Origin of the sequence: Mangrovimonas sp. YM274 (assembly GCF_030908385.1) — a bacterium.
Classification (GTDB): domain Bacteria; phylum Bacteroidota; class Bacteroidia; order Flavobacteriales; family Flavobacteriaceae; genus Mangrovimonas_A.
Window position 1 is genome coordinate 1584081 of the sequence record NZ_CP133091.1, and the last position, 22680, is coordinate 1606760.

The following is a 22680-nucleotide window of genomic DNA, read 5'->3' on the forward strand; positions in this document are numbered from 1 at the left end:
TATATTAGAGCTATGAATACAAATTTCCAGTTTCTTCAAAGCGAGTTTACTACCTTTTATGAAAGGGCTGTAAATGCAGAAAAATTAGTTATTACGGATCCTCGAGCGTCGCTCTTTTATGCCCGTATGGCCCTTGAAGTTGCTGTAAACTGGATGTATGTTAATGATGATGAACTGGAACTGCCTAATGATAAGACTTTAAATAGCTTATTGGTCCAGTCGAGTTTTAGAAATCAATTTAACCATAAACTTTACAATGAGCTACATCTTATTAAAAAAATTGGAAATTTAGCTGCGCATAATAAAACTGTTACTGATGTAGATTCCCATAATACCATAGAATACTTATTCTATTTTGCAAAGTGGTTTGCAAGATCATATGCACAAGGCTCTTTTGAAGATCCTGGACTATTTAACTTCGAAGTTATTCCAGAAAAAGGAGGTGTAACACTTACCAAAAGAGAAATAGAAGCCCTTGAAAAATCCCTTGATGATAAGTTGTCTTCTTTTCAGCAAGAAATTAAAAAACAGGAGGAAGAGAAGCAAGCACTGGCTGCCGAAAATGAATTGTTAAAGCGTCAATTGCATTTAAAACAGCAAGCGTTTGGGCAAAATAAGAAGCTTGCTAATGTTCAGGATGAGGTAGTACACCCTCGAAATGAATATGAAACGAGAAAGTACATTATTGATGTAAACTTGCGTGAAGCTGGTTGGGATTTAAAAGGGGTTAACGATAAGGAATTTGGAGTTAAGTATATGCCAATTTCCACAAACCCTTCAGGTCTTGGTTCTGTAGATTATGTGCTTTGGGATGACGATGGTCTGCCTTTGGCTTTGGTTGAAGCTAAAAAAACAATGGAAAGTGTTACCAAAGGAGAAAATCAAGCACAATTATATGCCGACTCTTTAGAGAAAATGTTTGGTCGCCGACCAGTAATGTACTACAGCAATGGGTACGAAATCTATCTTTGGGACGACCAGTTTTATAAACAATCAAGGCCAGTACATGGCTTTTACACAAAAGGAGAGCTACAGACTTTAATGTTTCGTCGTTCACATCGACAGGATATTAGAATTGCTCCCATTGATACCGATATTGCAGGGCGTACTTATCAAATGCGTTCAATAAAAAGTATAGCAGAACATATTGCAGGGACGGATAAGAAAAATGGAAAATTAATAGGGACCTACCGTGGGGCCTTATTGGTATTGGCAACAGGAACGGGGAAAACTAGAACATCTATAGCATTCTCAAAAATGATGCTAGAATGCAATTGGGCTAAGCGCATTTTATTTTTGGCTGATCGAATAAGTTTGGTAGATCAGGCCAAGCGCAACTTCGTAAAGCACCTTCCTGAGCATGCTAGCGTTAATTTATTGGAAGAAAAGGATAATCCCGATGCCCGTATAGCTTTTTCTACTTATAAAACCATGATGGGATTAATAGATGGTAGTAGGGATGGTGAAACTCGGTTTTATGGAGTTGGTCATTTTGATCTGGTTATTATTGATGAAGCACACCGTTCTATTTACAAAAAGTATCAGGCTATTTTTGAGTATTTTGATGCAATTTTTTTGGGTTTAACGGCTACTCCTAAAAATAGTATTGATAAGAATACCTATCATGTTTTTGGTTTGGCTGATAAAACTCCTACGGATGCTTATACATTCGAGGAAGCGGTTAACAATATTCCAAGGTATCTAAACCCATATAATTCTATAGAGGTTCCAACAAAATTTTTGAAGGAAGGAATAAGATATAGCGAGCTTTCTGACGAAGAAAAGGAACAATTTGAAGAAGAAATATTAGATGGGGAAGAAGCTACAGGAAATGAGTGGGTTTCTTCATCCGAATTGAATTCCTGGCTTTTCAATAAGCCTACGGCTATTAAAACCTTACGTTTTATATTAAAGCATGGTATTAAAAAACGAGGGGGAGATGAATTAGGGAAGACCATCATTTTTGCCAAAAACAGAAAACATGCACAATTCTTGAAGGATACCTTTTTGGAATTGGATAAAGAGCTTTATGGTAATGACTATGTCAAAGTAATTACGCATAGTGAACCCAAAGCCAAAGAATTTATAAATCGCTTTTGTGATGAAGAAAAGGATCGTTTGCCGCAAATTGCAATTTCGGTAGATATGATGGATACTGGTATAGATGCTCCCAGTTGCGTGAATTTGGTTTTCTACAAACCGGTGAAGTCCTATACTAAATTTTGGCAAATGATTGGTAGAGGGTCGCGTTTACGGCCTGATTTGTTTGGTCCAGGTCAGGATAAATCACATTTCATGATTTTTGACTTGTGTGGTAATTTTGAGTTCTTTGAGCAAAACCCAGAAGGTATTGAAACCACATCTCAAAAAGGCTTAACAGAAATAATATTTGGATTGAGGTTACATCTTGCGGAATACTTAAGAAGTGACCAATTTAAGGATAATGACCAATTGAAATCATTTAGAACTGAACTATTGGACGGTTTATATAATGATATCGCTACCTTGGATTTGGAGCGTTTTGATGTGAAAATGAATTTGCAGATTGTTCATGAGTTTGGCAATGATAATAGAGAGCTTTGGAATCATTTGAGTAAACGAGATGTCAAACGTATTGAAGATCAGTTGGCGCCTTTAGTGAAACCACAAAAAGGTGATACGGATATGGCAAGATATTATGATAAACTACTGTATAATTTAATTGCCAAACGACTGGAAACCCCGAATAATGAAACTTATGTGAATGGTTTTATGGCCCCTATTACTAAAGTGGCCACTACATCTCAAAAATTACTGAAGAAAACTACAATACCTGAAGTTAAATCCAAAGAAGAGCTAATAAAACTACCATTACAGGAAAGCTTTTGGAAGATTGAAGGAATCGCTCACTTGGAAAAATTAAGAAAGGGGGTAAGAGAGTTGGTTAAGTACATGGACCCTGTAGACCAAAGATATGTAACTACCGATTTTGCTGATTATATTATTGAGGATGAGATTAAGGAAGGAGGTATGGTGAATGGGGCGGTTAAGAATAATGGGGCTCCATTCCAAAATAATGTGCATAGATTGGAAAAGATCGTTAGAGATAATGAAAACCATATAACTATAAATCGAATTCGTAAGGGGGAAGCTATTACTAAAGAGGAGTTATTAGCATTAGAACATATGCTTTTCGAGGAAGGTATTGATAAAAATGCCCTTGAAAAGGAATTAGGAACTCAATTTAATATGGTTCAATTCATTATTTCTTTAATGGGGTTAAGCTCTGAAAAAGTTGATGCTGCTTTTGCGCAATTCATTAACGACTACCAACTTAATGCAATTCAAATTCAATTTTTGGATACCATAAAAAAATTCTTAACAACTAATGGTAGGATAGAACCTAGCAAACTATATGAGGCACCCTTTAAAAACTACCATACCATGGGAATCGATGGGGTGTTTACTACTCAACAAGCAGATGCCATTTTCAAAATTGTAGAAGATTTTAATCAGGCTAATTAGAATAGGTCACTATGAGCTTTTAAGCCAAACTCTTACTTTATATTGCGGGTATCTATAATTGCAGCATAATTTTTAATACTGGTATTATGAATAGCCCTAAACAAGTTAAGGACTCAGTCAATCCACTTCCTCTTTTAAATTTTAAGGTAGTATTCTTTGTGATCCACTTTACGATCCAGGTTATATTATTAGTTTTTCAATTCAGTCTGCTAGAATAATCGGCCTTTTTACTGAATTGTATGAACCCGTTCTACAATACTGTTTTTTTATCTCTTTTGTGTAAAAAAACAAACTGTGCAATTATATTGCATAGTTTTGTTGTAATATTGCCTCAGGTATCAATTATTTAATGATATGAAATTATGACAGACCTTAAAAATATCCAGAATTACAGTTTGGCGAAGTAAGAAAGCTCTTAATCTATTATTGAGACATCGATATAACCTATTGTGACATATTATCATTTTTGTTAAAATTTTAACAATTTAGGAATGGTAATTGTCAAACAGTTAAGTGAAACAAAGAGAGTAGTGTAATGCAAAGGACATTGCCCCATATTTTGGACATGTGAAAAAAGCGGTTTTAGCCTGTCCTCAAAATATCCCGATTCCCTTTCACGGTTTATGTGATAGTGTCCGTAATCACTATTAGAATTGATTAATACCATTTAACAATGAAAAATTACCATTTAGTACATGATAATGGTGTGTACAAGCTTAAACAGGAGAATGCACAACGTGCTTCTAAAATTATTGATACCAATAAGCAAGAGGCTATTAAGGTGTCCAAAGAATTTATTCAAAATCAAGGAGGAGGATCCTTGAAAATCCACAAAAACAATGGAGGTTTTCAAGAAGAGCGTACTTATCCAAGATCTATTGACCCAAAACAATCTAAAGGATAAAGTATGGAGAAAGATTACTTAAAATATTACCACCCCAATGTGTTAATAGGCATGGTAATAATAGTGTTTGTGTTAATATATTTTACCAAAGAATCACTTGGGTTATCAATTTCCATATTTAGTGTTTTAACGCTTTTTATTGTTTTGATTACTAGGTATTTGTGGAATGTTAGGCCTTTTTCCTGGATGTTTTGGTTTGATGATTTTTCTGGTCGCTATGAAGGTAAGATTGTTTATCAATATTTGGATGGGAATGGATTGCTGCAAACCGGAGAGTTGGATCATATAAAAATTGTATCCCAAAGTGGAAGTAAAATAAATATCACCTCATTTACCAAAAAGGCAGACGGTAGCTTATCATCTCCTTCAGTAAATAAAGGTATGTATGTTGAAACTACCCCAGATGACCAACATTTCAAGATGATTTATAACTATTTAAATGATGGTAGCCAGGATCAAGGATTTCCTCCACATTATGGTACCGAAGTAGTTAAGTTCATCAAGGATGGTAATGAAAAAATGCTCTCTGGCGGGTATTTTACGAATAGAACTCCTTTTCAGACTAAAGGGGAGTTTAAGGATTTAAAATGGGTTAGTAACAATAAAAAACATGATTTTTAATTATGGCAGTATTACATAAAGAGTTTATCAAATTTGATAAAGAAATTACATTAAATAGTAGTCGTAAGGAATCCTTGGCTAATAGCAGAAAAGAAATTAGGAGAAAAATTAGAAAATGGTTCAAGGATAATAAACCAGATGAAATCCAACCTAAGTTTCATGGTCAAGGTTCATACGAAATGAATACAACTATTAATCCTATTGTTGAATATGATTCCGATGGCAATATCTTAAGAAAATATGACTTGGACTATGGTGTTTATTTTATAGAGAAGGATGGCGAAGGTAAAAAGCAATCTATTGATATCTGGCATAATTGGGTTTATAATTCTGTAGAAGACCATACCAATAAAAAACCGATTAAAAAGACTACTTGTATTAGAGTTGTTTTTAGTGACGGAAGACATATTGATTTACCAATTTATTATAAGCAGGGAGATACTATAGAGCTTGCACATAAATCTAAGGGTTGGCTTTTAAGTGATCCAAAGGCTTTTTATGAGTGGTTTAATGAAGAGAAGAAATCTAAGCCTAGATTGGAGGCCATAGTAAGATGCCTGAAAGCATGGAAGAATTACAAGGAAAATAATAATTCGTCACTTAAACTGCCCAGTGGATTTGAATTGACAATTTTAGCTGTTAATCATTATGTTGATGCGGATAATCTTGATGAGGCCTTTAGGGAAACTGTTATAGCAATCGATTCAGAGCTAAATAAGACTAATGGGTTCAAATGCCTTAGGCCCACCACACCGAAGGGAGAGAATGTGTTTGCAGGTTATAGTGATACGCGTAAAACAGGTTTTCTTAATGCGTTGCATAGTTTGAAGGTTGATTGTGAAAAGGCATCTAATGAGGACAATTTTGAAAATGCCTCAGAAATTTTACGAGCGAACCAATTTGGTTCAAGATTTCCCAAAGGAGAAAACAAAAGGGAATCGGAAAGAAACCACGCATTAGCTAATTCAATGGCTGCAGCTAAAATTACTCCTAAACCATATGCAGATTAGCGATCAAATAGATGATGTTTTGTGTAGACATCGGGGGTTATATTATAACTCAAAGAATAATACTTTAGAAGGAGAGTTGTTCTTGCCTGATGGAGATGGCTACAGCATTTATATGGAGCTTGATCTTTATCCTAGGTTTTTTCCAACGGTATATGAAACTGGTGGTAGAATACCACATAAAATGGATCGACACATTTACCCTGATTCAGGCTCTTGTTGTTTTACAACAAGAGCTAAGTCTCAGGTATTATTGAAAACCTCCATTAAATCTTTACTGGAATTTATAGATGAAATAGTGGTTAGGTATTTTGAAAATAATTCCTACTATGAAATAAATAAGAAGTATTTTTCAGACGAATATTCTCATGGAGATAATGGTATAATTGAGGGGTATAAAGATATTTTAGGGATAAACGATACTATTAAGGCAGCTAGGTTAATATTGCAGGCTGCTAAAGCTCCAAAATTAAAAATACATCAAGATTGTTATTGTGGGTCAGGTAAACGACTAAGAAAGTGTAAAAACGGATCTCATTTAAATCAGTTGCGTCAGTTATATTTAATTGATAAAGATGTATTGAAAAATGATATGCTTGCCTTTAAAGATGCTATTGATACATATATGACTGAAAATCAGGATTAGTAAAAGTTTGTCAATGGAAAGTTGGCTATAGTAGATGTTTAAATAGTTGGCAGTCTCGGAAATTGCTTTTTGTTCAAAATCTTTTAAATATCCGATAATCCATGATCATATTTATAGGAGTCCCGCATGTGTTCCGGAGCTTCTATATGGGCGAATACCTTTTCAATAGGGGTGATAACCATTTCATCTTCCATTGGGATAGCCAAGCCATAGGAGGTGGCTAGAATGGGGAAGAGTTTGTCTTGAATATGGGGGTTTCTTAGTGACTGTATATTTAAAAGGTTCTTGTTGATTAATTTTATTTCCGCAAATGTTTCTAGCGGTATTTGCATGCTTTTATAGATAGCTCCACCACCACAAAAGACTAAAGGTCTGTTATCAAGGGCCTCAATTAGTTTGGCAATTGGAATTTGATGTTTGTCCTTACTGCACTCAAATGATTTGATGATCTCCTCCAGCATTTTTTTTACTTGTTCTTGAAGTTGATGGTGATAGTCCTTGATAAATGTTTCAAAAACAGCATGATCTCCTTTTTTTTCTTGAAATAGATCTTGTACATCGGCCAAAGTGATGTCCTTGTATTGTTTGATATAGTTTTCGAAAATAAAGTTCAGGCCTTTAGAAAAGGAAAGCACGTAATGTATGTCCGGTAGGTCATCTTGTATTGTAAAAAAAGCAACGTCTGTGGTACCACCTCCAATATCAACCAATAAATTCATTCCTGTTTCAATGCGTTTTTGGTGAGTAATTGAAGAAAGTCCTGCAAAGGCTTCCGGCATGACATTTAATCCATAAATAAGAAGGTCATTATCAGAAAATAAAGGGTTTAGTTCTGTCGCTTCTAATATGCTTAAGTAGTTTTGTGATAGGAAATTGTCCTTTGTTTTGTAACGGTCAACCAATTTGTAGGCTCCAATAAGGATACTGTAGGCTTTCCTTTCTTGGATTTCCAAAATAGTTTTGTTAATACCACTTGGGATCCCCATTTGTACATAAAATTCTGTGCCGAGTTTTTCTTGAAGTGTTAATAAAATAAAGGTGAGATACCAAACAGAAATAACATCAGCACTTAAGTCATGTTGCCATTTATAGGAGTTGGTAAAAGAGGCTAGTTTAAAGTATCGGTAGATTTTTTGGGATTGAGGATTGAGTCGCCATTGTTTGAGTTCCGCTTCATATTTTATCTCTATTGCTTTAAGTTTTTGCTCATATGCTGTTATGTTCCTTTGGTTTTCTATTTTGATTTTCTTCCATTGTGTTAAGCTTTTGGTATAGTCCTTTTGCATTTTCTTGTTGTGTCTATCCAAAAGGTTGCGATTTTTGTTTAGTTCCCGTTTGAGATGCTTTTCATTTGTTTTGGCAATTTCTTGTTCTAGTTGAATAATTCTATCAGTGGTGTCTTGATATAGGGGTGGAGATGGTTTTGGAGGGGTTTTGCTAAGGTTTGGTTGCATCAAAACTTCCTTAACGGGTTTGGGAATCTCCGTTTTACATCGGTCCGGATCTACAAACCCATAGCTTACAGTGTCGTCTTGATTGATTTGTACAATAGATGGCAAAAGTACGGTCGTTATTCCGTGCCTGTTCTGATGTTCTACAAACTCATAGCGTTTTTGTACTGGGTTACTAGCATCTTCAATGCATAATTTAGTTTGATGGGTACCAAAATCAAGTCCAACGGTATAGCTCATATCAATAGATAGTTATGTGGTTTAGCGATAATAATTTTGGAGTTTTGTACAATAGTTCACTGGCATTAATTTCCTCTAAGGCTTGTTCCTTTTCTACCTCAAGATTTTGAAGGTTTTTTCTTTGGGCAGGTAAGATGCTTTCAATGTTTTTCCGCTCTTGTTCATCCAATATAAATGCCAGTTTGTTCTCAGAATTCTTTATGATGTTTTTCTGTCTGTTGATACGGTTGTCATAGAATTCAGTCTTACGCTGTGTTTGCATGATTTTGTGCGTTTCCATTCTCATTTTTTGTTCATCTCTAGCGGCTGTGTCAATAAGGTCAATTTCCTCGGCTAGGATGTATTCTAAATCTGTGATTAAATGTTTAGGAATTTGGTTATTGCTTACCTGTGCCGTTGCATGTAATTGGGCCTCTCCTAAGACTTGTTCGGAGAGGTTTTTATCTTTTATGACCTCATTTTCTTGAATGTTAAATAATATGGGGACTAAATGCTCTGTTTTTTGTGCGCCCTTGAACCATTTTTTTATGATGGTCGTGGAATAAACGGCTAAAAAGTAATCGCCGGTTTGGAGCGCATTTTTAAGAAGCTGCTTGTCAAGGGAAAGTTGAAACGTATTGTCTGGGGTTTGACTTTCGGCATCAAAAAAATGCATCGCTGCGATGACTATTGGATGATAGGCATTAATGCGTATGAGCTCCTTGTTGTTGTATCCTGTTTCTTGAGAAAATGTAAAGGTTAAGGTAGTTTTGTCTTGGATGGCATTTGTAAATCTTTTAAAGGCTATAATAGTATCGGTGTCATGGGTTTGATGTGCTGTTAGGAAATTGATGAGGGCCTTTGGAGAGCTTTTTGGTAAAGTGAGTGTATATAAAAGTTGGTCCTCGTCAACCAAAGTCAATTCACAAGTTGTGAGTTTTGTTCTTATTAAAGTCTTTACATAATTAACCAATTCTTTTTCTGTAACATACCTATGGTTGTTTTGGATGCTCTCAATTTCATTTTTAAAATAGATATCATTAGTTAAACTGTCTGTTAATCCTTCACTTATCTTTTCTAGATTCCTTTGTTCGGTTATAATGGCACGCTCAATAGCATCAATTTTTTCTTTGCGTTGTTTTTCAGAAATTTCTTTACAATACAACTCTTTCTCTAAGGATGAAAACCACTCTCGAATATTTCTTACACCTATATTTCCTAGTCGGTCCAGATCTTTGTCCAAGATGGCTTCTAAATCTCCTATGCAGCCTCTGAAAATCCCAATACGGTCCAGTAATCTAGTATAAATGTCCTCTTGGATGGAGTTTTTAACAACTAAATTGTAAATATTCACAATAGGTGAATTTTGTCCAAAGCGGTCTATACGTCCAATACGTTGCTCAACTACCATTGGGTTCCATGGTAAATCATAGTTTACAAGAGCGTCGCAGAACTGCATATCCAAACCTTCACTTCCAACTTCAGAGGACAGTAATATTTGGAGCGTATCGTCGTTTTTGAATTGGTTTATTTCCGAGATTCTGTCGTCAACATCTCCATGGATCATGACTGTTTTGATACCTTCTTTCCTAAGTCTTAAATGAAGATATTTCAAGGTGTTCTTAAAAAGGGCAAAAACAATTAGTTTTTTATGTTCTTTATAGACTACATGGTTAATTATTTCTAGCAATTGTTCAAATTTTGCATCCTTGGCGTTTTCGAATGTATCGATGCCCTTATCTAAATTTTTGCGACCATTTAAATAGGCATATACACTACTGGCAACCTGTCTTTTTTTCTGTATCAATCCAAGAGCTCCGCCCTGTGTCATCTTAGCCACTCCGTGGTCATCTATATAGGTGTTTTCATCTATATATTCTTCTATAATGGCATCAAATTCATAGCGCTCTTGGGGGTATAATTCAACAATTTTGGTTTGGGGTTCTCTAACAGCTTGAGACCAATCTTGTGTGACCTCTTTTTTTCGAGTACGGGAAAACACTTTGTTCAATTCGCTCATGTCAGAAATATCAAATTGTAATTGTACTCTGGTTTTTGGCAAATCGTTTTTTGTTTTCAAGTCGGTTATTATTTTTTGGTAAAGAGGGATGTCCTTAAACAAATCTTTTACCAAAGATGTTTTCTCCCATTCAACAAGGTGTTCCTCTCCAGAGCTGTAATAAAGAGAAACTTCTGCATTTTCTAAATCATGAGCTATGGTAGAGAAAGGTATATGTTTGTTGATTTGTGTGAGTGCTTTCACAAAAGGTCTATTTACGGCAATTTCGTTATGGAATGTAGAATATTCAGTGTATTTGTGTTCATCCAATAATTGTAAAAGATAGAAGAGATTTTGTTCACTAATCATTATTGGTGTCGCAGTAAGAAATACCACGGCATTAGCATGCTCAATGATTTTTTTTGTCCCTTTATGAGTTTGTGTGGTATGGTTTCTCAATCTGTGTGCCTCATCACAAAGCATGAAATCAAACTTAATGTTCTTCCTTTCCAATAACTCAAAAAGGGTTGGGGTTTTAGAAGGTTTTTTGTTATTAATTGATTTTGGCAAACGGATCTTCTCATAATTAACAATAGCTTTAATAGTGCCATCGGCTCTTTGGATATCTTCAACTAAATCTTTGGAGCTTTCATATATTTTAAAATGAAAATTGAATTTTTCTTTAAGTTCTAATTGCCATTTTTCCTGCAAAGATTTTGGGCATACAATAAGTGCATTTCCCATTTCACGTCTTGCCATTAATTCCAACATAATATGACCTGCTTCTATGGTTTTTCCTAAACCAACCTCATCCGCAACAAGTATTCTGCGGTTTTCAGAGTTGATAAATTTCAACAGGGGTTTAAATTGGTAGGCTTTGAAAATGGTGTTGGAGGCCTTTAGAGAGGAGATGGTATTGTTGCTTGTATTTTTAATTTTAAAACTTGTATTGAGTTTAGCAAAGTCCTGGAATGTCCCAAAAATTCCTTGTCGCAATCTTTCAAATGGATTGGTTAGATCAGTGTCTGGGATTAAGTTACTTTCCAAGCAATTTTTTATGCTGTTGTCAATATTAACACGATAAAGTTGTCTGCCTCGTGCAGGTGGGCAAACCTCCACAATGATTCCCTTTTCTTTAGAATTGACATGTATAACGGGGTCTCCAATTTGATATTTTGCCATAAATTTTAAAATTATATAAGTGTAGGGTTGCCATGTTTGTGCCGTGCCATAAAACATAATTGCAGGTTTCTTTGTGTGAAATAAAGTATGAACTCAAGCGGGATGTATGAAAACACGGTGTTTTGTAATGTGTAGTACATTGTTGGTTGGGTTAGTACTACTAAAATAATAAAAAAGTCAGTAAAATTATACGGCTTCCCGTAATACTAATATATACTCCTTGGTATTGTTTGAAAATTTATTGGTTGGCCTTTGCAGCATATGCAAAATTGGAGAGTTTTTACGTTTCTATATTGCAAAAATGTATTTAAACATTTTGATAGGGAAGGAGTGTTTTGATGGAGATCTTCATAAATGGGTGATGTGAATAAGTCTATTTTCCTTTTTGAGTTTAAAAGGATACAACGATTGTTTCAACAGTTGGAACTTGATTTTTTAACAGTTTTGAATTGAGATTTTTTGATTTGTGGCAATATGTGAAATAACTTTTCATTGTCGTGCTTCATCAACCATTCCAACAGTAATGTTTATATGTTTTTTTTAATTCTTAACCACACTTGTTGTCAAATCAACAGTTCAATCAACAGCTCGATTGGTGATGGCAATTGTGGTCAAAAAACAGCTTTTTGGCTAATAATGGTTACAAACGTACCCAAATTTTGGGTCTTTGCCACGGTCGAACAACGATCGTTGCAACGTTTGAAAGCTCATTCTGCAACGGTTCAGATTGGAGCAGCAACGATCGTTGCAACGTTTAGAATAGTGTATTGTATAATCTGAAGAGAGGTTATTTATCCAAAATAAGATTTACACTTTTCGGGATAGCTTCATTATAGTTCCATATCACTTCCATTTTCTTGTCTTTTGAGAATGTATGGCAAAGTAACTTCTTCATAAAATTTACGATATGGACCTGATAAAGCGGCTTTCCAGTTTTGGTGTTGTTCTTCTGTAAATTGAGGTATCCAGAATCTGTCGGGAATCGAGGGAGTTGATCCTTTAACTTTACCCATTTCGATGTCTCCCCAGATTATGCCTTCGCCATCTTCATAGGATAATTTCTTAATTACTTTACCATGACCATCAACAATCTTTGCTTCTCCCAAAAAATACATGGTAGAGTTTATTGGTTCGTCTTCCCAGATATAGTTTTCGCTTACTTTCCCAACATGATTTGCATGTACCACGGGAACCCCAAGCAGAGTTGCGAAATCGGTAGGTGCATTTTGCAATAGGGCAAGGTGATTCTCATCAACTGATTGTTCGGGATCTTCAAATGCTGGCCAGCAAGAGCCTCCAATAACAAGATCTACCTTATCCAACATTCTTTTGGCCGTATCAGTGCGCAGATATTCCCAACATAAAGACACCCCAATAGTTCCAATTTCAGTCTCAAAAACTCCATCATCATCTCCTCCTGAGTAAAAACAATTTTCATGATAGGTTGGATAATCTTTATTGTGTACAAAATATTGGCCATCGGGGAATACGAGTACAAAACTATTATGTATTTCCTCTCCATGAAAGGCTAGAAAAGATCCTCCAATAATTCCGTTATATTCTTTAGAGAGCGACTTGAGAAGTTTCAATGATTTTCCTTCAAAAGGTTCTATGTCCTCCACTACCTTATTATTGAAAGGAAAACCAAAGCCAGGGGAGGTAAAGAACTCAGGAATTAGTACAAGGTCTGCGTCATTTTTAAAGGCTTTTCGGATGTACTTTTCTGCATTCGCAAGATTATCATCAAATTGCCCCACCTTAACATTAAGTTGGATTGCAGCAACACGAATATTCTTTTTATTGGTACAACTCATTGTTAGTGTTAATAGCATTGACATAAAAAGGCCAAGTCTCATACTTTTAAATCTTCTTTTCATTTTAGTTGGTTTTTGTCTGCTTTATAATTAGATCGGAAAGAGTTATCTCTTACAATATAAGTAATATCGAAAAAACATCTAAAGGAAATTAATCCCATCATATAATGAGTATGCATTTTCTAAGTCATGTTTTTATGTCAATCTTGTATGAAAATGACTTTGTTTTTTTAGTGAAGTAGGGTGTCGGTTGAATAGGTCTCTCTAGGTTAATTAAAAAAAGCCAAATCATTACTTGGCTTTTGGAGATATAATAGAAGTTTTTCTAAGAAAGAGCTTAAGAGTTAAATCAATGTTTCAACCAAGGAGCAGGAGCCCTATAAACAATTTCTTGTGTTTCCATATCGTAAAACGGCTTTTTGCCATCTGGAGAGGAGGGGTGATTTTTTATTGGGTGGTATTTTCCTTTAATGCGAGCTAGCAATACGTCCAAATCCCCTTTTGTGGCTTTTCTCTGTTGTTCAGGAGTCAGTAGTGCTTTTAGTCCATCATAGGTTGCAGCACCCGCAGCGGCATTTCCAACTCCCGCAATACTCATTGATTCTACCTTCTGCTTTTTCTCCTCCTTAGGTTCGTTTGAGATGACCTCAGTTGTAGGTTTTGATTGCTTTGCATGATGGGCCTTTGAGCGACAAGAATTACTGCAAAACTTTTGAGCGCGTCTTCTTTTTGGGGTATATTCCTTGTGGCAATAGTTACAGATATAAAATTCGTTTTCCAATGAATTAAGCGTTAAATGAACGTTCGTTTGACGTATATTTTTTGTTTTTTCAGTTTGAACTGTTGATGCTGACTACATTTGTAGTCATTTTTGTATTGGCAATCATGATAACAATTGTACTCATATTTAATAGAGAACATTAAAAACAGTTTCCAACAACATCTTATCGACTTCTTCATCCGTGATCAATTCCGTTTTCTTTTTTCGAGGTTTTGGACTCTTCTTGATTGGAGGTGTTGGAGCATGTAATTTTGGAACGGTCACCTTAAAATTAGGAGAGGCCATTTGAGCTTTTATATTATCCGTGAACTTTTTTATTCGTTCTCGTGTTTTAGGGTTGCCATATTTTTGTAGGATAATGCTTCGGTGGTCTTCGAAAAGCTGCCTTTGGATTGCAAAAAGTTCTACAATGGTTTCACTTGGTAAATGGATACACTCATGAATGTTATCGTGCATCCATTGTGATAGCATTGTAAAGGAATCCAAATGTTCCCAATATTTTAAGAACAAATGCTCAAATTGGGTATTACCCAAAGCTTCTTTTGCATCTAAAAGGACAAAAACATTTTCTTCGAATACGGCACTCTTTTCAAGGAGTGTATATTTTTCAAATCTTGCTGGGTCAACAGAGGTTTTTCTGTCTCTGTCCATAAAAGCAACTGTGTTTATATCTTGTTTTGGAACAATATCTCTGTAAATGGAATCCTGTATAAAATCATAAAGGATTTCGGGCACATAGAAGATAAAAAGCCTTGTGATGTTATTTTTTATGGTTTCAAAAATACTATTGGTCATTTGCCTTTTGTAACAAGTGTGAATAGTCATTAGGTAGGGAAGCATCAATATCCCTTAAATATTTTTCCAAAGCATCCATGGTTGTATGTCCTGTAATCTCCATTAAGGCGCTTTTTGCTGCAAACGGAGTAGAATTCTTAACCAGTGCTCTGTAGAGTTGCGTAATAAATGTATGTCTGAAACTATAGAGTCCATAATTGCTGTCCAATCCAAAATGTCTTTTTACAGCCTTAAAGCGCTTGGAGAAATTATCTCTTCTATTGGTTTCCGAAGCATCCCATTCAGCCCCAATGGCATCGGGTGTGAACAAATAGTGTTCTGGATCCATGTTTGATAGGTCTGGTAGATCAGCAATCAAAATTTCAGGGATCAATTTGGTCTTGAAAACCTTGTTTTTTGCTTCAAATTGAAGTGTTTTACTTTTTAGGTTGATGTCCTTAATCTTTAATCGATTTACTTCAATAGGCCTTAAAAAGTTATAGGAAACAAATTTTATGTACAATAATAATATAGGATCGTATTTCTCCAAATATTCAAAAATAGCTTCCTGCTTTTCTTTGGTATAGGTCTTGTTTCGGTTGGGCTTTGTTTTCATCACAGGAATTTTTTTCATCGGATTGGAAATGATGATGTCATTGTCTTCCAAAAGCTGCATGATGCTGCTAAGATTTAACCTGTAATTGTTTCGGTTTCTCGAACTGGATGTTAAAAGGATATGGTTTAAAAAGTCCATAGCCACTTTTTTGTTGACCTGATCAATGGTTTTGATCTTTGGGCGGTTTTCCTCAATCCATTTGATGAAAATGTTCACAGAGTAGGAGTAGCCCTGTAAGGTGGCAGGTTTTACAATCTTACCTTTTAGTTCCATCCCAAAATTAAGGGCCTCCTTTACAGTCATTACCTTTTCTTCTTCCTCAAAGGTTTCATTCGGAGCTTCAATTTGAGGAACGGGACCTTCTTCTTTAGGTTCAGCTATAGGTTGTGAAATTACCTCAGTTTTTTCTTCCTTTTCTAATTTTGGAGCGGTTTCAGGAAGGATTGGTTTATCCTCTGGTTGTATTTCTTCAATAGGTTTTGGTGGAGCAGGAGCATTCAGAACCTTTATGCCTGGATTTTTCGACTGAAATAATGCCGTGTTATCAGCAAAAGGATTGTAGCCCTGTCTTAAAAGTTTCAAAAGTCTTATCCTGTATTTCGAGAGTACCGCCAGTCGGTCTTCTTTGGTTTTGTAGAGGTGGGCAGTTCCATAAATGTTTTTCATTCTTTGGAGTTTGCCCGTTTCTGGGTTGCGATACGAAAAATAGACATACCATCTTTTCTTGAGGTCGCCTTTTGCATCGTAGATTTTTGGGGTGGAAAAATTGGTTTTGTGTGCCAAATTGTGTTCTAAATCGTGTGCGAAATTGTGTTCACTTTCGTGTTCAAATGTAAGGATTTCATTTAATGTGGACATAAAAAAAACGGTTTAGAGTGAACTAAACCGTTTGTTTATGGGGGATTTCTCCTTGTAGCGAGGACGAGATTTGAACTCGTGACCTCTGGGTTATGAATCCAACGCTCTAACCAACTGAGCTACCTCGCCATTCTTGTTTTGCTTTCGCGGGTGCAAATATATAAACAAATTTAGTTTCCACAAGAAAAAATGTATTAAATTATTTTTTTAATTTTTGTTTTAAACTATCCAATTAATGTATATATTGAGCGTGATAATAATGTTTATATATGGAAGAAAAAATTAAGTTAGAAATAGAATTCCCTATCCACGCCTCGCCCCAATTGTTGTACCAATATATATCAACGCCTTCAGGTTTGTCCGAGTGGTTTGCCGACAATGTAAACTCTAGAGGGGAGATATTCACTTTTATTTGGGATGATAGTGAGGAGAAAGCTAAAATGTTGAGCAAGAAGAGTGGGGAGCGCATCAAATTTAGATGGCTCAATGATGATGCAGATAATGCCTCTTATTTTTTTGAAATCAAAATACAAGTTGATGAGATTACTAAAGATGTGTCATTGATTATTACCGATTTTATAGAAGAAGATGAAATGGATGAAGCCAAAATGCTTTGGGAAAACCAGATATCAGATTTAAAACATGTTTTGGGTTCAGCCTAGACTAACAGTAATATAAGTTATATATTTGTCCCGATTTTTAATCGGGACTTTTTTTATGATCAATTTAAACGGAACACTTCAGGAAGAAACACAATTCAATCTATCCATAAACAATAGAGGGTACCAATTTGGAGATGCTCTTTTTGAGACCTTAAAGGTAGTACATGGTAAAATTCTATTTTTGGAAGATCATTATTTTAGGTTAATGGCTTCCATGCGCATTTTACGAATGGAAATCCCTATGGAATTTACAATGGAGTTTCTTCAAGATGAAATTTTAAAGACCGTTGAAGCAAATAACCTTACAAACCAACCGGCTAGGGTAAGATTTACGGTAGACAGGGGAGAAGGAGGAAAGTACACACCGTTGCACAAAAAGATTACATATAATGTAATTGCAGAGCCATTGGATACGCCTTTTTACTCTATCGATACCGAAAAGGCATACGAAGTAGATTTGTTTAAAGATTATTATGTCGCTCCAGGCCTGTTGAGTACGTTAAAGACCAATAACAAAATTATCAATGTCTTGGGAAGTGTATATGCGGAAGAAAATCAATTGCAAAATTGCCTCTTATTGAATACCGAAAAGCAAGTAGTAGAGGCCCTTAATGGAAATCTGTTTTTGGTGAAAGGCGACAAAATTAAGTCACCACCATTACAAGATGGCTGTTTAAAAGGCATTTTGAGAAAGCAAATTATAGAATTGCTCTTGACCATGGGCGATTATGAGTTCTCGGAAGCTTCAATTTCACCTTTTGAACTGCAAAAAGCAGACGAACTATTTGTTACCAATGTTATTACAGGAATTCAACCCGTAACAAAGTACAGGAAGAAAATCTTTGGCAATACCATAGCGCGTATTTTAGTTGAAAAGCTAAATGTAAAAATCAGGCTATCTTAATTATAACTTGGATTTTCGGGGGCGTTGGACCAAATGCAGTACTCGCCTCCAAATTCTATCATTTTTTCTTTCCAAAAACTGTCTCCGCTTTTCTTGATAAGCTCATTTCTATAAACGTTCTCCGATACCACCCAAGAGCTGGAATGTAATTCTCTGTCCAATTGGCTAGGTTCCCACCCCGAATAGCCTAGGAAAAACCTAATATCCGAATCGACTAGTTGTCCACTGTTTAACAAGCCCAAGACAATCTCAAAATTGCCGCCCCAATAAATTCCATTCGATATCTCTATACTGTCCGGAATGAGTTCCGGGACCTTATGGATAAAGTAGAGGTTGTCCTGTTCTACAGGGCCACCGTTGAACACCTTGATGTTTGCATCGGTTTCTGTAATGAGGTCCCCCAATGTGTACGGAAGTGGCTTATTCAATATAAAGCCAATGGAGCCTTGTTCAGTGTGGTCGGCTAGTAAAATTACAGACCTATTGAAAGACATGTCTCCAATAATAGATGGTTCGGCCACTAACAAGTGACCTTTTTTTGGTTGAAGTGTAATCATAGCAGTATGATTTATCATAAATCTAAAACTTATTTTTTTAAAAACCAACAAAATCTACAACTAACCACTTTACCGTAAAAAAAAACTCACTTGACAAGTGAGTTTTTAAAATATAAGTTATAAAAAGACTAAAATAATTTTTTAGTGCTTTTGGTTTTAGTTAATAGCGCTTGATAAATCAGATCCTGCTTTAAACTTAACTACGTTTTTAGCTTTAATTTGGATAGTTTTACCAGTTTGTGGATTTCTTCCCTCTCTTGCAGATCTTTTAGATACAGACCAAGTTCCAAATCCTACCAAAGAAACTCTATTTCCTTTTTGTAAAGCTCCTTCGATGTCAATTAATAATGAATCTAATGCTTTTTTGGCCGCAGCTTTAGAAATTCCAGCGTTTTCTGCCATTCCATTGATTAAATCTGTTTTGTTCATAAATTTAAATTTTTAATTATTAAATAATAGTTGGGTTAAACGTTAATTGTTAAATCCTCCTACAAATTTATACGGATAATCCATTCACGCAAGTAATAGCAAGGGAAATGCAAATATTTGTTGATAACTTTAACGATTTGTTAATAAAGGATGTGCATTTTGTCGATGTTTTCAATTTTTTCAGTAATAGCAAGGGTTTAGAGCATTTTTGCCCCCTCCAAAAACTGGAATCCGTTCAAAAGTGATTTTACCTCCATTTTTCGTTTTCCGGGAAGCTGAATTTCTTTAATTATGAGGTAACCGTCTTTAACCGAAACCTTTAAATGGTTTTTTTCTACTTGAATGGAGCCAATAGCATTATTGTGGGAACTCTTTTCCTTATCAATGGCAAAAATCTTTACCGCTAAGGTTTCTCCATTGTTTTCCAAATTGCACCAGGCCGATGGAAATGGATTTAAGCCTCTAATATGATTGTAAATGGTGTCTAATGGTTGTGTCCAATCTATTTTACAATTGTCTTTGTTTAGTTTGTAGGCTGTTTTTAAATCGTCATTTTGGGGCTGAATAGTAGTAGTCACATTTCCTGCAGCGATAAGATCAACAGTTTCTATGATAAGTTCACTTCCCATGTGCATAAGGCGGTCATGCAACATCCCTACGGTTTCGTCTGGAGCGATAGCGGTTTCCTTTTGAAGAATAACAGCTCCTGTGTCAATCTTTTCATCTATAAAGAACGTAGTTACTCCCGTTTTGGTTTCTCCATTTATAATGGCCCAATGTATTGGTGCGGCACCTCTGTAATCCGGCAGCAAAGAAGCGTGCAAGTTGAAGGTTCCATATTTTGGCATGTCCCAAACTACTTTTGGCAGCATTCTAAAAGCAACGACTATTTGCAAATCGGCTTCCAGAGCTTTTAATTCTTCAACAAATGCTTCCGATTTTAGATTGGTTGGCTGCAAAACATTTAAGCCTTTGGAAAGGGCATAAGTTTTTACGGCTGATTGGTTGAGCTTTCTACCGCGACCCGCTGGTTTGTCTGGAGCCGTGATAACGCCCACAATATTATAACCCTTAGTAACTAGGGCGTCAAGGTTGGCAACAGCAAAATCTGGTGTGCCCATAAATACTATGCGAGGGGAATTTTTCATGTGTGTGTTAATTTATAGGTGTTTGTGGGTGTAATATTAATTATGTGATGTTCCAACATAAGTTTTAAAACGTTTAAAATAACATGTTCTTCGTACGGGAGCATGTTGGCTAAATCTCTTGAGGATAAAGGTTCAGTTTCTAAAGCGGTAATAATGGCATTTTTAATGCTTTTAAGGTCTGTATTTGCTGGCCTTTTTTGTTTTTCTTTGGAAATGCATACCGAACAAATACCACAGTCCTTAACATCGCTTTCTCCAAAATATTTTAGCAATTGTACGCTTTTACAAATGCCATCATTGTTGGTATAGTTGATAACCGAAGTGATTTGATCTTGCCTTAATTTGTGTTGTTGCAAGATGATCTTTGAAATCCGGTTGATGGTTTTGTCATCTTCTCTTGGCTGTATGAATGTAAGTTCAGAATCTGTATTGGAATGTTGAAAAGTGATAATTTCATCCCTTTGCAGCTGTTCCAGAGCTTTAATAATGACAGCTTCTGGCAAACTTGCTTTATTGGCAACCAGTTTCGTATTTATTTTCAGTAAATGTTCAAAGATACCTCCGTAGGTTCTAAGGATTGATTTCACAATAATAGACAAGTCACTATGAGTGTCCAAATAATGAAAAAGTGCTTGGTTGCTAATAATGAATTGCACCTTGCTTTGTTGGTTGAATTGTTGTGATAGATATATCACACTGTTTCGGTCCAACAACTGCAACACATTATAAGCAAGTGTAGTGTTGAATTCATAGGCCTTGCAAAAGTCTATAAAATTGAATTGAAATACACTGTTAACACCCTCGCCGTAAGATACCTGAAAGTAATTACATAGCTTTCTGTAAACCAATTTGATGAAATCTATACTGGGGAGGGTTTTCAAAAATTGGTTGTGTAGCTGTTGCTCGTCTGCTTTACTTTTTAAGATGACAGCAAAGGCCTTTTTTTCATTTCTACCTGCTCTACCGGCTTCCTGGTAATAGCTTTCCAAACTTTCGGGCAAATTGATGTGAATCACCGTTTTTACATCTGGTTTGTCAATCCCCATTCCAAAAGCTGTAGTCGCCACCATAATGGGGGTTTGGTTGTGGGTCCAGGCATATAAGCGGTCTTGTTTTTCATCGCTGTTAAGCCCACCGTGAAAAAACGTGCTTGCAAAGCCCTTTTGAGACAGATACTGACTTATTTCAATCGTAGATTTTCTATTTCTGGCGTAGATAATAGAAGCGCCCTGATGCTTTTTTAGGATTTGTTCCAGTTTATAGAGCTTGTCTTCGGCCTCAACCACAATATAGGCAATGTTTGGTCTGTAAAAGGAGGCTCGGAATACCTTGGGTGAAATAAAGTCGAGCTCCTTCATGATATCCTCTACCACATCGGGTTTGGCCGTTGCGGTAAGGGCAATCATGTTCACTGTGGGGTGCAGACGTCTTAAAACATTAATGTTTTTATAAGCAGGCCTAAAGTCGTTTCCCCATTGCGAAATACAATGGGCTTCATCTACCGCGATAAGATTGACATTCATTTGTTGAATCCTATCCTGAACCAAACTTTGCTGAAGCCGTTCCGGAGAGAGGTACAGGAATTTATAATTCCCGTAAATGCAATTGTCCAAAAGTGTATCTAATCGTTCAGCACTAAGGCCGCTGGTGATGGCCATGGCTTTGATGCCTTTTTCGTTGAGGTTATTCACCTGATCCTTCATAAGGGCCACTAAGGGAGACACTACAATGCAGATTCCTTTTTTGATAATAGCTGGAATTTGAAAGCACACCGATTTTCCGCCCCCTGTGGGTAGTAGAGCAAAGGTGTCTTCATTTTCAAGCACCGCATTGATGATGTCCTCCTGAAGTGGTCTAAAGGAGGTATGATTGTAATACCGTTCTAAAACTTGAATAGGGTGCATGTCTAAAGATTTAATAACCCTAAGATAAAATCGGTTCTATTGGAGACGGAGCCAAAAGGGACATCATGCAAATGATAGCCATAGCTAGCATAGGTAGCCACCAAATGTTTGTGGATATTAACTGCTTGTTCAAAATTTTCATAGCGCTCACTGTCGCTTTGAAAAATTTCTTGCCAAGGTGCTAATACAAACACATGGTTGTAGGTATGTCTTTCACACATATCTACAAAAGAAACAGGATATTGGTCACCAATATAGTCCATGTAAGCCAATACATCTGGGATGCCTCGGTCATAAAACACCGCCTTTTCCTCTTGGTGCTTTGCATCCAAAAACTGTTTCACCCGACCTTCCAAAAGCATTTCACTAAACTTAAGAGGCTCGGTCAGAAACAGTTGTTCAATACCTTTTTTACGGGCTTCTAGGGTTACCTGACGTGAAATTTCATCAAAACAATTGTAGCCGCGTTGTTTTAGGTCTTCTATAATGGACGATTTTCCGGTACCGGGACCTCCTGTAATTACGATTCTTTTTGTGTTCAATGCACGGATTTTATGCTGTAAAATTCGGAATTTAAATAATCATTACCAATTATGGGCTTAAATTCACTAAGATTGAGGGAAGTGAAATGGGGAGAGGAGTGCAGAAAATCTTCTTGAGTTTACTTATCAAGATGTTAAATAGGCTGTGATTAATACAA

18 protein-coding genes and 1 tRNA gene are annotated in these 22680 nt (G+C 36.0%); 7 read left to right on the plus strand and 12 right to left on the minus strand.

Annotated elements, in window-relative coordinates:
- Positions 1–12: 12 nt before the first annotated feature.
- The 5 genes from RBH95_RS06930 (at position 13) to RBH95_RS06950 (ending at position 6682) form a co-directional block, all read left to right on the plus strand.
- Complete coding sequence (locus tag RBH95_RS06930) at positions 13–3504, plus strand: DEAD/DEAH box helicase family protein (RefSeq protein WP_307901954.1); 3492 nt, start codon at positions 13–15, stop codon at positions 3502–3504.
- A 673-nt stretch (positions 3505–4177) separates the two neighbouring features.
- The gene (locus tag RBH95_RS06935) at positions 4178–4408 is read left to right on the plus strand and encodes a DUF2188 domain-containing protein (RefSeq protein WP_307901955.1); all 231 of its coding nucleotides are present in this window, start codon (positions 4178–4180) and stop codon (positions 4406–4408) included.
- Between the two features lie 3 nt (positions 4409–4411).
- Positions 4412–5029, plus strand: a complete 618-nt coding sequence (locus RBH95_RS06940) for a hypothetical protein (protein WP_307901956.1) — start codon at positions 4412–4414, stop codon at positions 5027–5029.
- 2 nt (positions 5030–5031) lie between these two features.
- Positions 5032–6039: a cyclic GMP-AMP synthase DncV-like nucleotidyltransferase gene (locus RBH95_RS06945; RefSeq protein WP_307901957.1), complete on the plus strand. Its 1008-nt coding sequence runs from the start codon at positions 5032–5034 to the stop codon at positions 6037–6039.
- Positions 6029–6682, plus strand: a complete 654-nt coding sequence (locus RBH95_RS06950) for a hypothetical protein (protein WP_307901958.1) — start codon at positions 6029–6031, stop codon at positions 6680–6682. The genes RBH95_RS06945 and RBH95_RS06950 overlap by 11 nt, the downstream gene beginning before the upstream one ends.
- An 83-nt stretch (positions 6683–6765) precedes the next feature.
- Here the strand turns inward: RBH95_RS06950 and RBH95_RS06955 are convergent, their stop codons facing one another.
- The 7 genes from RBH95_RS06955 to RBH95_RS06985 form a co-directional block, all read right to left on the minus strand.
- Positions 6766–8373 (minus strand): hypothetical protein, encoded by a 1608-nt coding sequence (locus RBH95_RS06955; RefSeq protein WP_307901959.1) that lies wholly within the window; start codon positions 8371–8373, stop codon positions 6766–6768.
- Between the two features lies 1 nt (position 8374).
- Positions 8375–11533, minus strand: coding sequence for a DEAD/DEAH box helicase (locus tag RBH95_RS06960; RefSeq protein ID WP_307901960.1), 3159 nt, complete (start codon positions 11531–11533; stop codon positions 8375–8377).
- 830 nt (positions 11534–12363) lie between these two features.
- Positions 12364–13410, minus strand: a complete 1047-nt coding sequence (locus RBH95_RS06965; RefSeq protein ID WP_307901961.1) for a carbon-nitrogen hydrolase family protein — start codon at positions 13408–13410, stop codon at positions 12364–12366.
- Positions 13411–13696: 286 nt separating this feature from the next.
- Complete coding sequence (locus RBH95_RS06970; protein WP_307901962.1) at positions 13697–14128, minus strand: hypothetical protein; 432 nt, start codon at positions 14126–14128, stop codon at positions 13697–13699.
- Between the two features lie 126 nt (positions 14129–14254).
- The gene (locus tag RBH95_RS06975) at positions 14255–14923 is read right to left on the minus strand and encodes a hypothetical protein (protein WP_307901963.1); all 669 of its coding nucleotides are present in this window, start codon (positions 14921–14923) and stop codon (positions 14255–14257) included.
- Complete coding sequence (locus RBH95_RS06980) at positions 14913–16376, minus strand: tyrosine-type recombinase/integrase (RefSeq protein ID WP_307901964.1); 1464 nt, start codon at positions 16374–16376, stop codon at positions 14913–14915. The genes RBH95_RS06975 and RBH95_RS06980 overlap by 11 nt, the downstream gene beginning before the upstream one ends.
- A gap of 55 nt (positions 16377–16431) precedes the next feature.
- Positions 16432–16505 (minus strand) — tRNA-Met (locus RBH95_RS06985).
- Between the two features lie 140 nt (positions 16506–16645).
- Between RBH95_RS06985 and RBH95_RS06990 the strand changes: the two genes are divergently transcribed.
- Entirely contained in the window at positions 16646–17038 is a 393-nt protein-coding gene (locus tag RBH95_RS06990; protein ID WP_307901965.1) for an START-like domain-containing protein, read from the plus strand.
- Positions 17039–17093: 55 nt separating this feature from the next.
- On the plus strand, positions 17094–17942 hold the full coding sequence (locus RBH95_RS06995) for an aminotransferase class IV (RefSeq protein WP_307901966.1): 849 nt from the start codon (positions 17094–17096) through the stop codon (positions 17940–17942).
- Here the strand turns inward: RBH95_RS06995 and RBH95_RS07000 are convergent.
- The 5 genes from RBH95_RS07000 to RBH95_RS07020 all read right to left on the minus strand — a co-directional run bounded on the left by RBH95_RS07000 (position 17939) and on the right by RBH95_RS07020 (position 22522).
- Positions 17939–18499 (minus strand): YqgE/AlgH family protein, encoded by a 561-nt coding sequence (locus RBH95_RS07000; RefSeq protein WP_307901967.1) that lies wholly within the window; start codon positions 18497–18499, stop codon positions 17939–17941. The two genes, RBH95_RS06995 and RBH95_RS07000, sit on opposite strands and share 4 nt — an antisense overlap.
- A gap of 156 nt (positions 18500–18655) precedes the next feature.
- Positions 18656–18928 (minus strand): HU family DNA-binding protein, encoded by a 273-nt coding sequence (locus RBH95_RS07005; RefSeq protein ID WP_053992906.1) that lies wholly within the window; start codon positions 18926–18928, stop codon positions 18656–18658.
- 197 nt (positions 18929–19125) lie between these two features.
- Positions 19126–20076, minus strand: coding sequence for a methionyl-tRNA formyltransferase (fmt, locus tag RBH95_RS07010; RefSeq protein ID WP_307901968.1), 951 nt, complete (start codon positions 20074–20076; stop codon positions 19126–19128).
- A complete protein-coding gene (locus tag RBH95_RS07015) occupies positions 20073–21980 on the minus strand; it encodes an ATP-dependent DNA helicase RecQ (RefSeq protein ID WP_307901969.1) in 1908 nt (635 codons plus the stop codon). Before RBH95_RS07015 ends, fmt begins: the two co-directional genes overlap by 4 nt.
- A 2-nt stretch (positions 21981–21982) precedes the next feature.
- Positions 21983–22522, minus strand: a complete 540-nt coding sequence (locus RBH95_RS07020) for an ATP-binding protein (protein WP_307901970.1) — start codon at positions 22520–22522, stop codon at positions 21983–21985.
- Between the last annotated feature and the right edge of the window lie 158 nt (positions 22523–22680).

Coding starts and splice junctions, on each gene's coding strand:
- RBH95_RS06995 (WP_307901966.1), top strand. CDS start 17,094: ATGATCAATTTAAACGGAACACTTCAGGAAGAAACACAATTCAATCTA.
- RBH95_RS06940 (WP_307901956.1), top strand. CDS start 4,412: ATGGAGAAAGATTACTTAAAATATTACCACCCCAATGTGTTAATAGGC.
- RBH95_RS06945 (WP_307901957.1), top strand. CDS start 5,032: ATGGCAGTATTACATAAAGAGTTTATCAAATTTGATAAAGAAATTACA.
- RBH95_RS07000 (WP_307901967.1), bottom strand. CDS start 18,499: ATGATTACACTTCAACCAAAAAAAGGTCACTTGTTAGTGGCCGAACCA.
- RBH95_RS06990 (WP_307901965.1), top strand. CDS start 16,646: ATGGAAGAAAAAATTAAGTTAGAAATAGAATTCCCTATCCACGCCTCG.
- RBH95_RS06965 (WP_307901961.1), bottom strand. CDS start 13,410: ATGAAAAGAAGATTTAAAAGTATGAGACTTGGCCTTTTTATGTCAATG.
- RBH95_RS06950 (WP_307901958.1), top strand. CDS start 6,029: ATGCAGATTAGCGATCAAATAGATGATGTTTTGTGTAGACATCGGGGG.
- RBH95_RS06935 (WP_307901955.1), top strand. CDS start 4,178: ATGAAAAATTACCATTTAGTACATGATAATGGTGTGTACAAGCTTAAA.
- RBH95_RS06930 (WP_307901954.1), top strand. CDS start 13: ATGAATACAAATTTCCAGTTTCTTCAAAGCGAGTTTACTACCTTTTAT.
- RBH95_RS06960 (WP_307901960.1), bottom strand. CDS start 11,533: ATGGCAAAATATCAAATTGGAGACCCCGTTATACATGTCAATTCTAAA.
- fmt (WP_307901968.1), bottom strand. CDS start 20,076: ATGAAAAATTCCCCTCGCATAGTATTTATGGGCACACCAGATTTTGCT.
- RBH95_RS07005 (WP_053992906.1), bottom strand. CDS start 18,928: ATGAACAAAACAGATTTAATCAATGGAATGGCAGAAAACGCTGGAATT.
- RBH95_RS06955 (WP_307901959.1), bottom strand. CDS start 8,373: ATGAGCTATACCGTTGGACTTGATTTTGGTACCCATCAAACTAAATTA.
- RBH95_RS06980 (WP_307901964.1), bottom strand. CDS start 16,376: ATGTCCACATTAAATGAAATCCTTACATTTGAACACGAAAGTGAACAC.
- RBH95_RS06975 (WP_307901963.1), bottom strand. CDS start 14,923: ATGACCAATAGTATTTTTGAAACCATAAAAAATAACATCACAAGGCTT.
- RBH95_RS07015 (WP_307901969.1), bottom strand. CDS start 21,980: ATGCACCCTATTCAAGTTTTAGAACGGTATTACAATCATACCTCCTTT.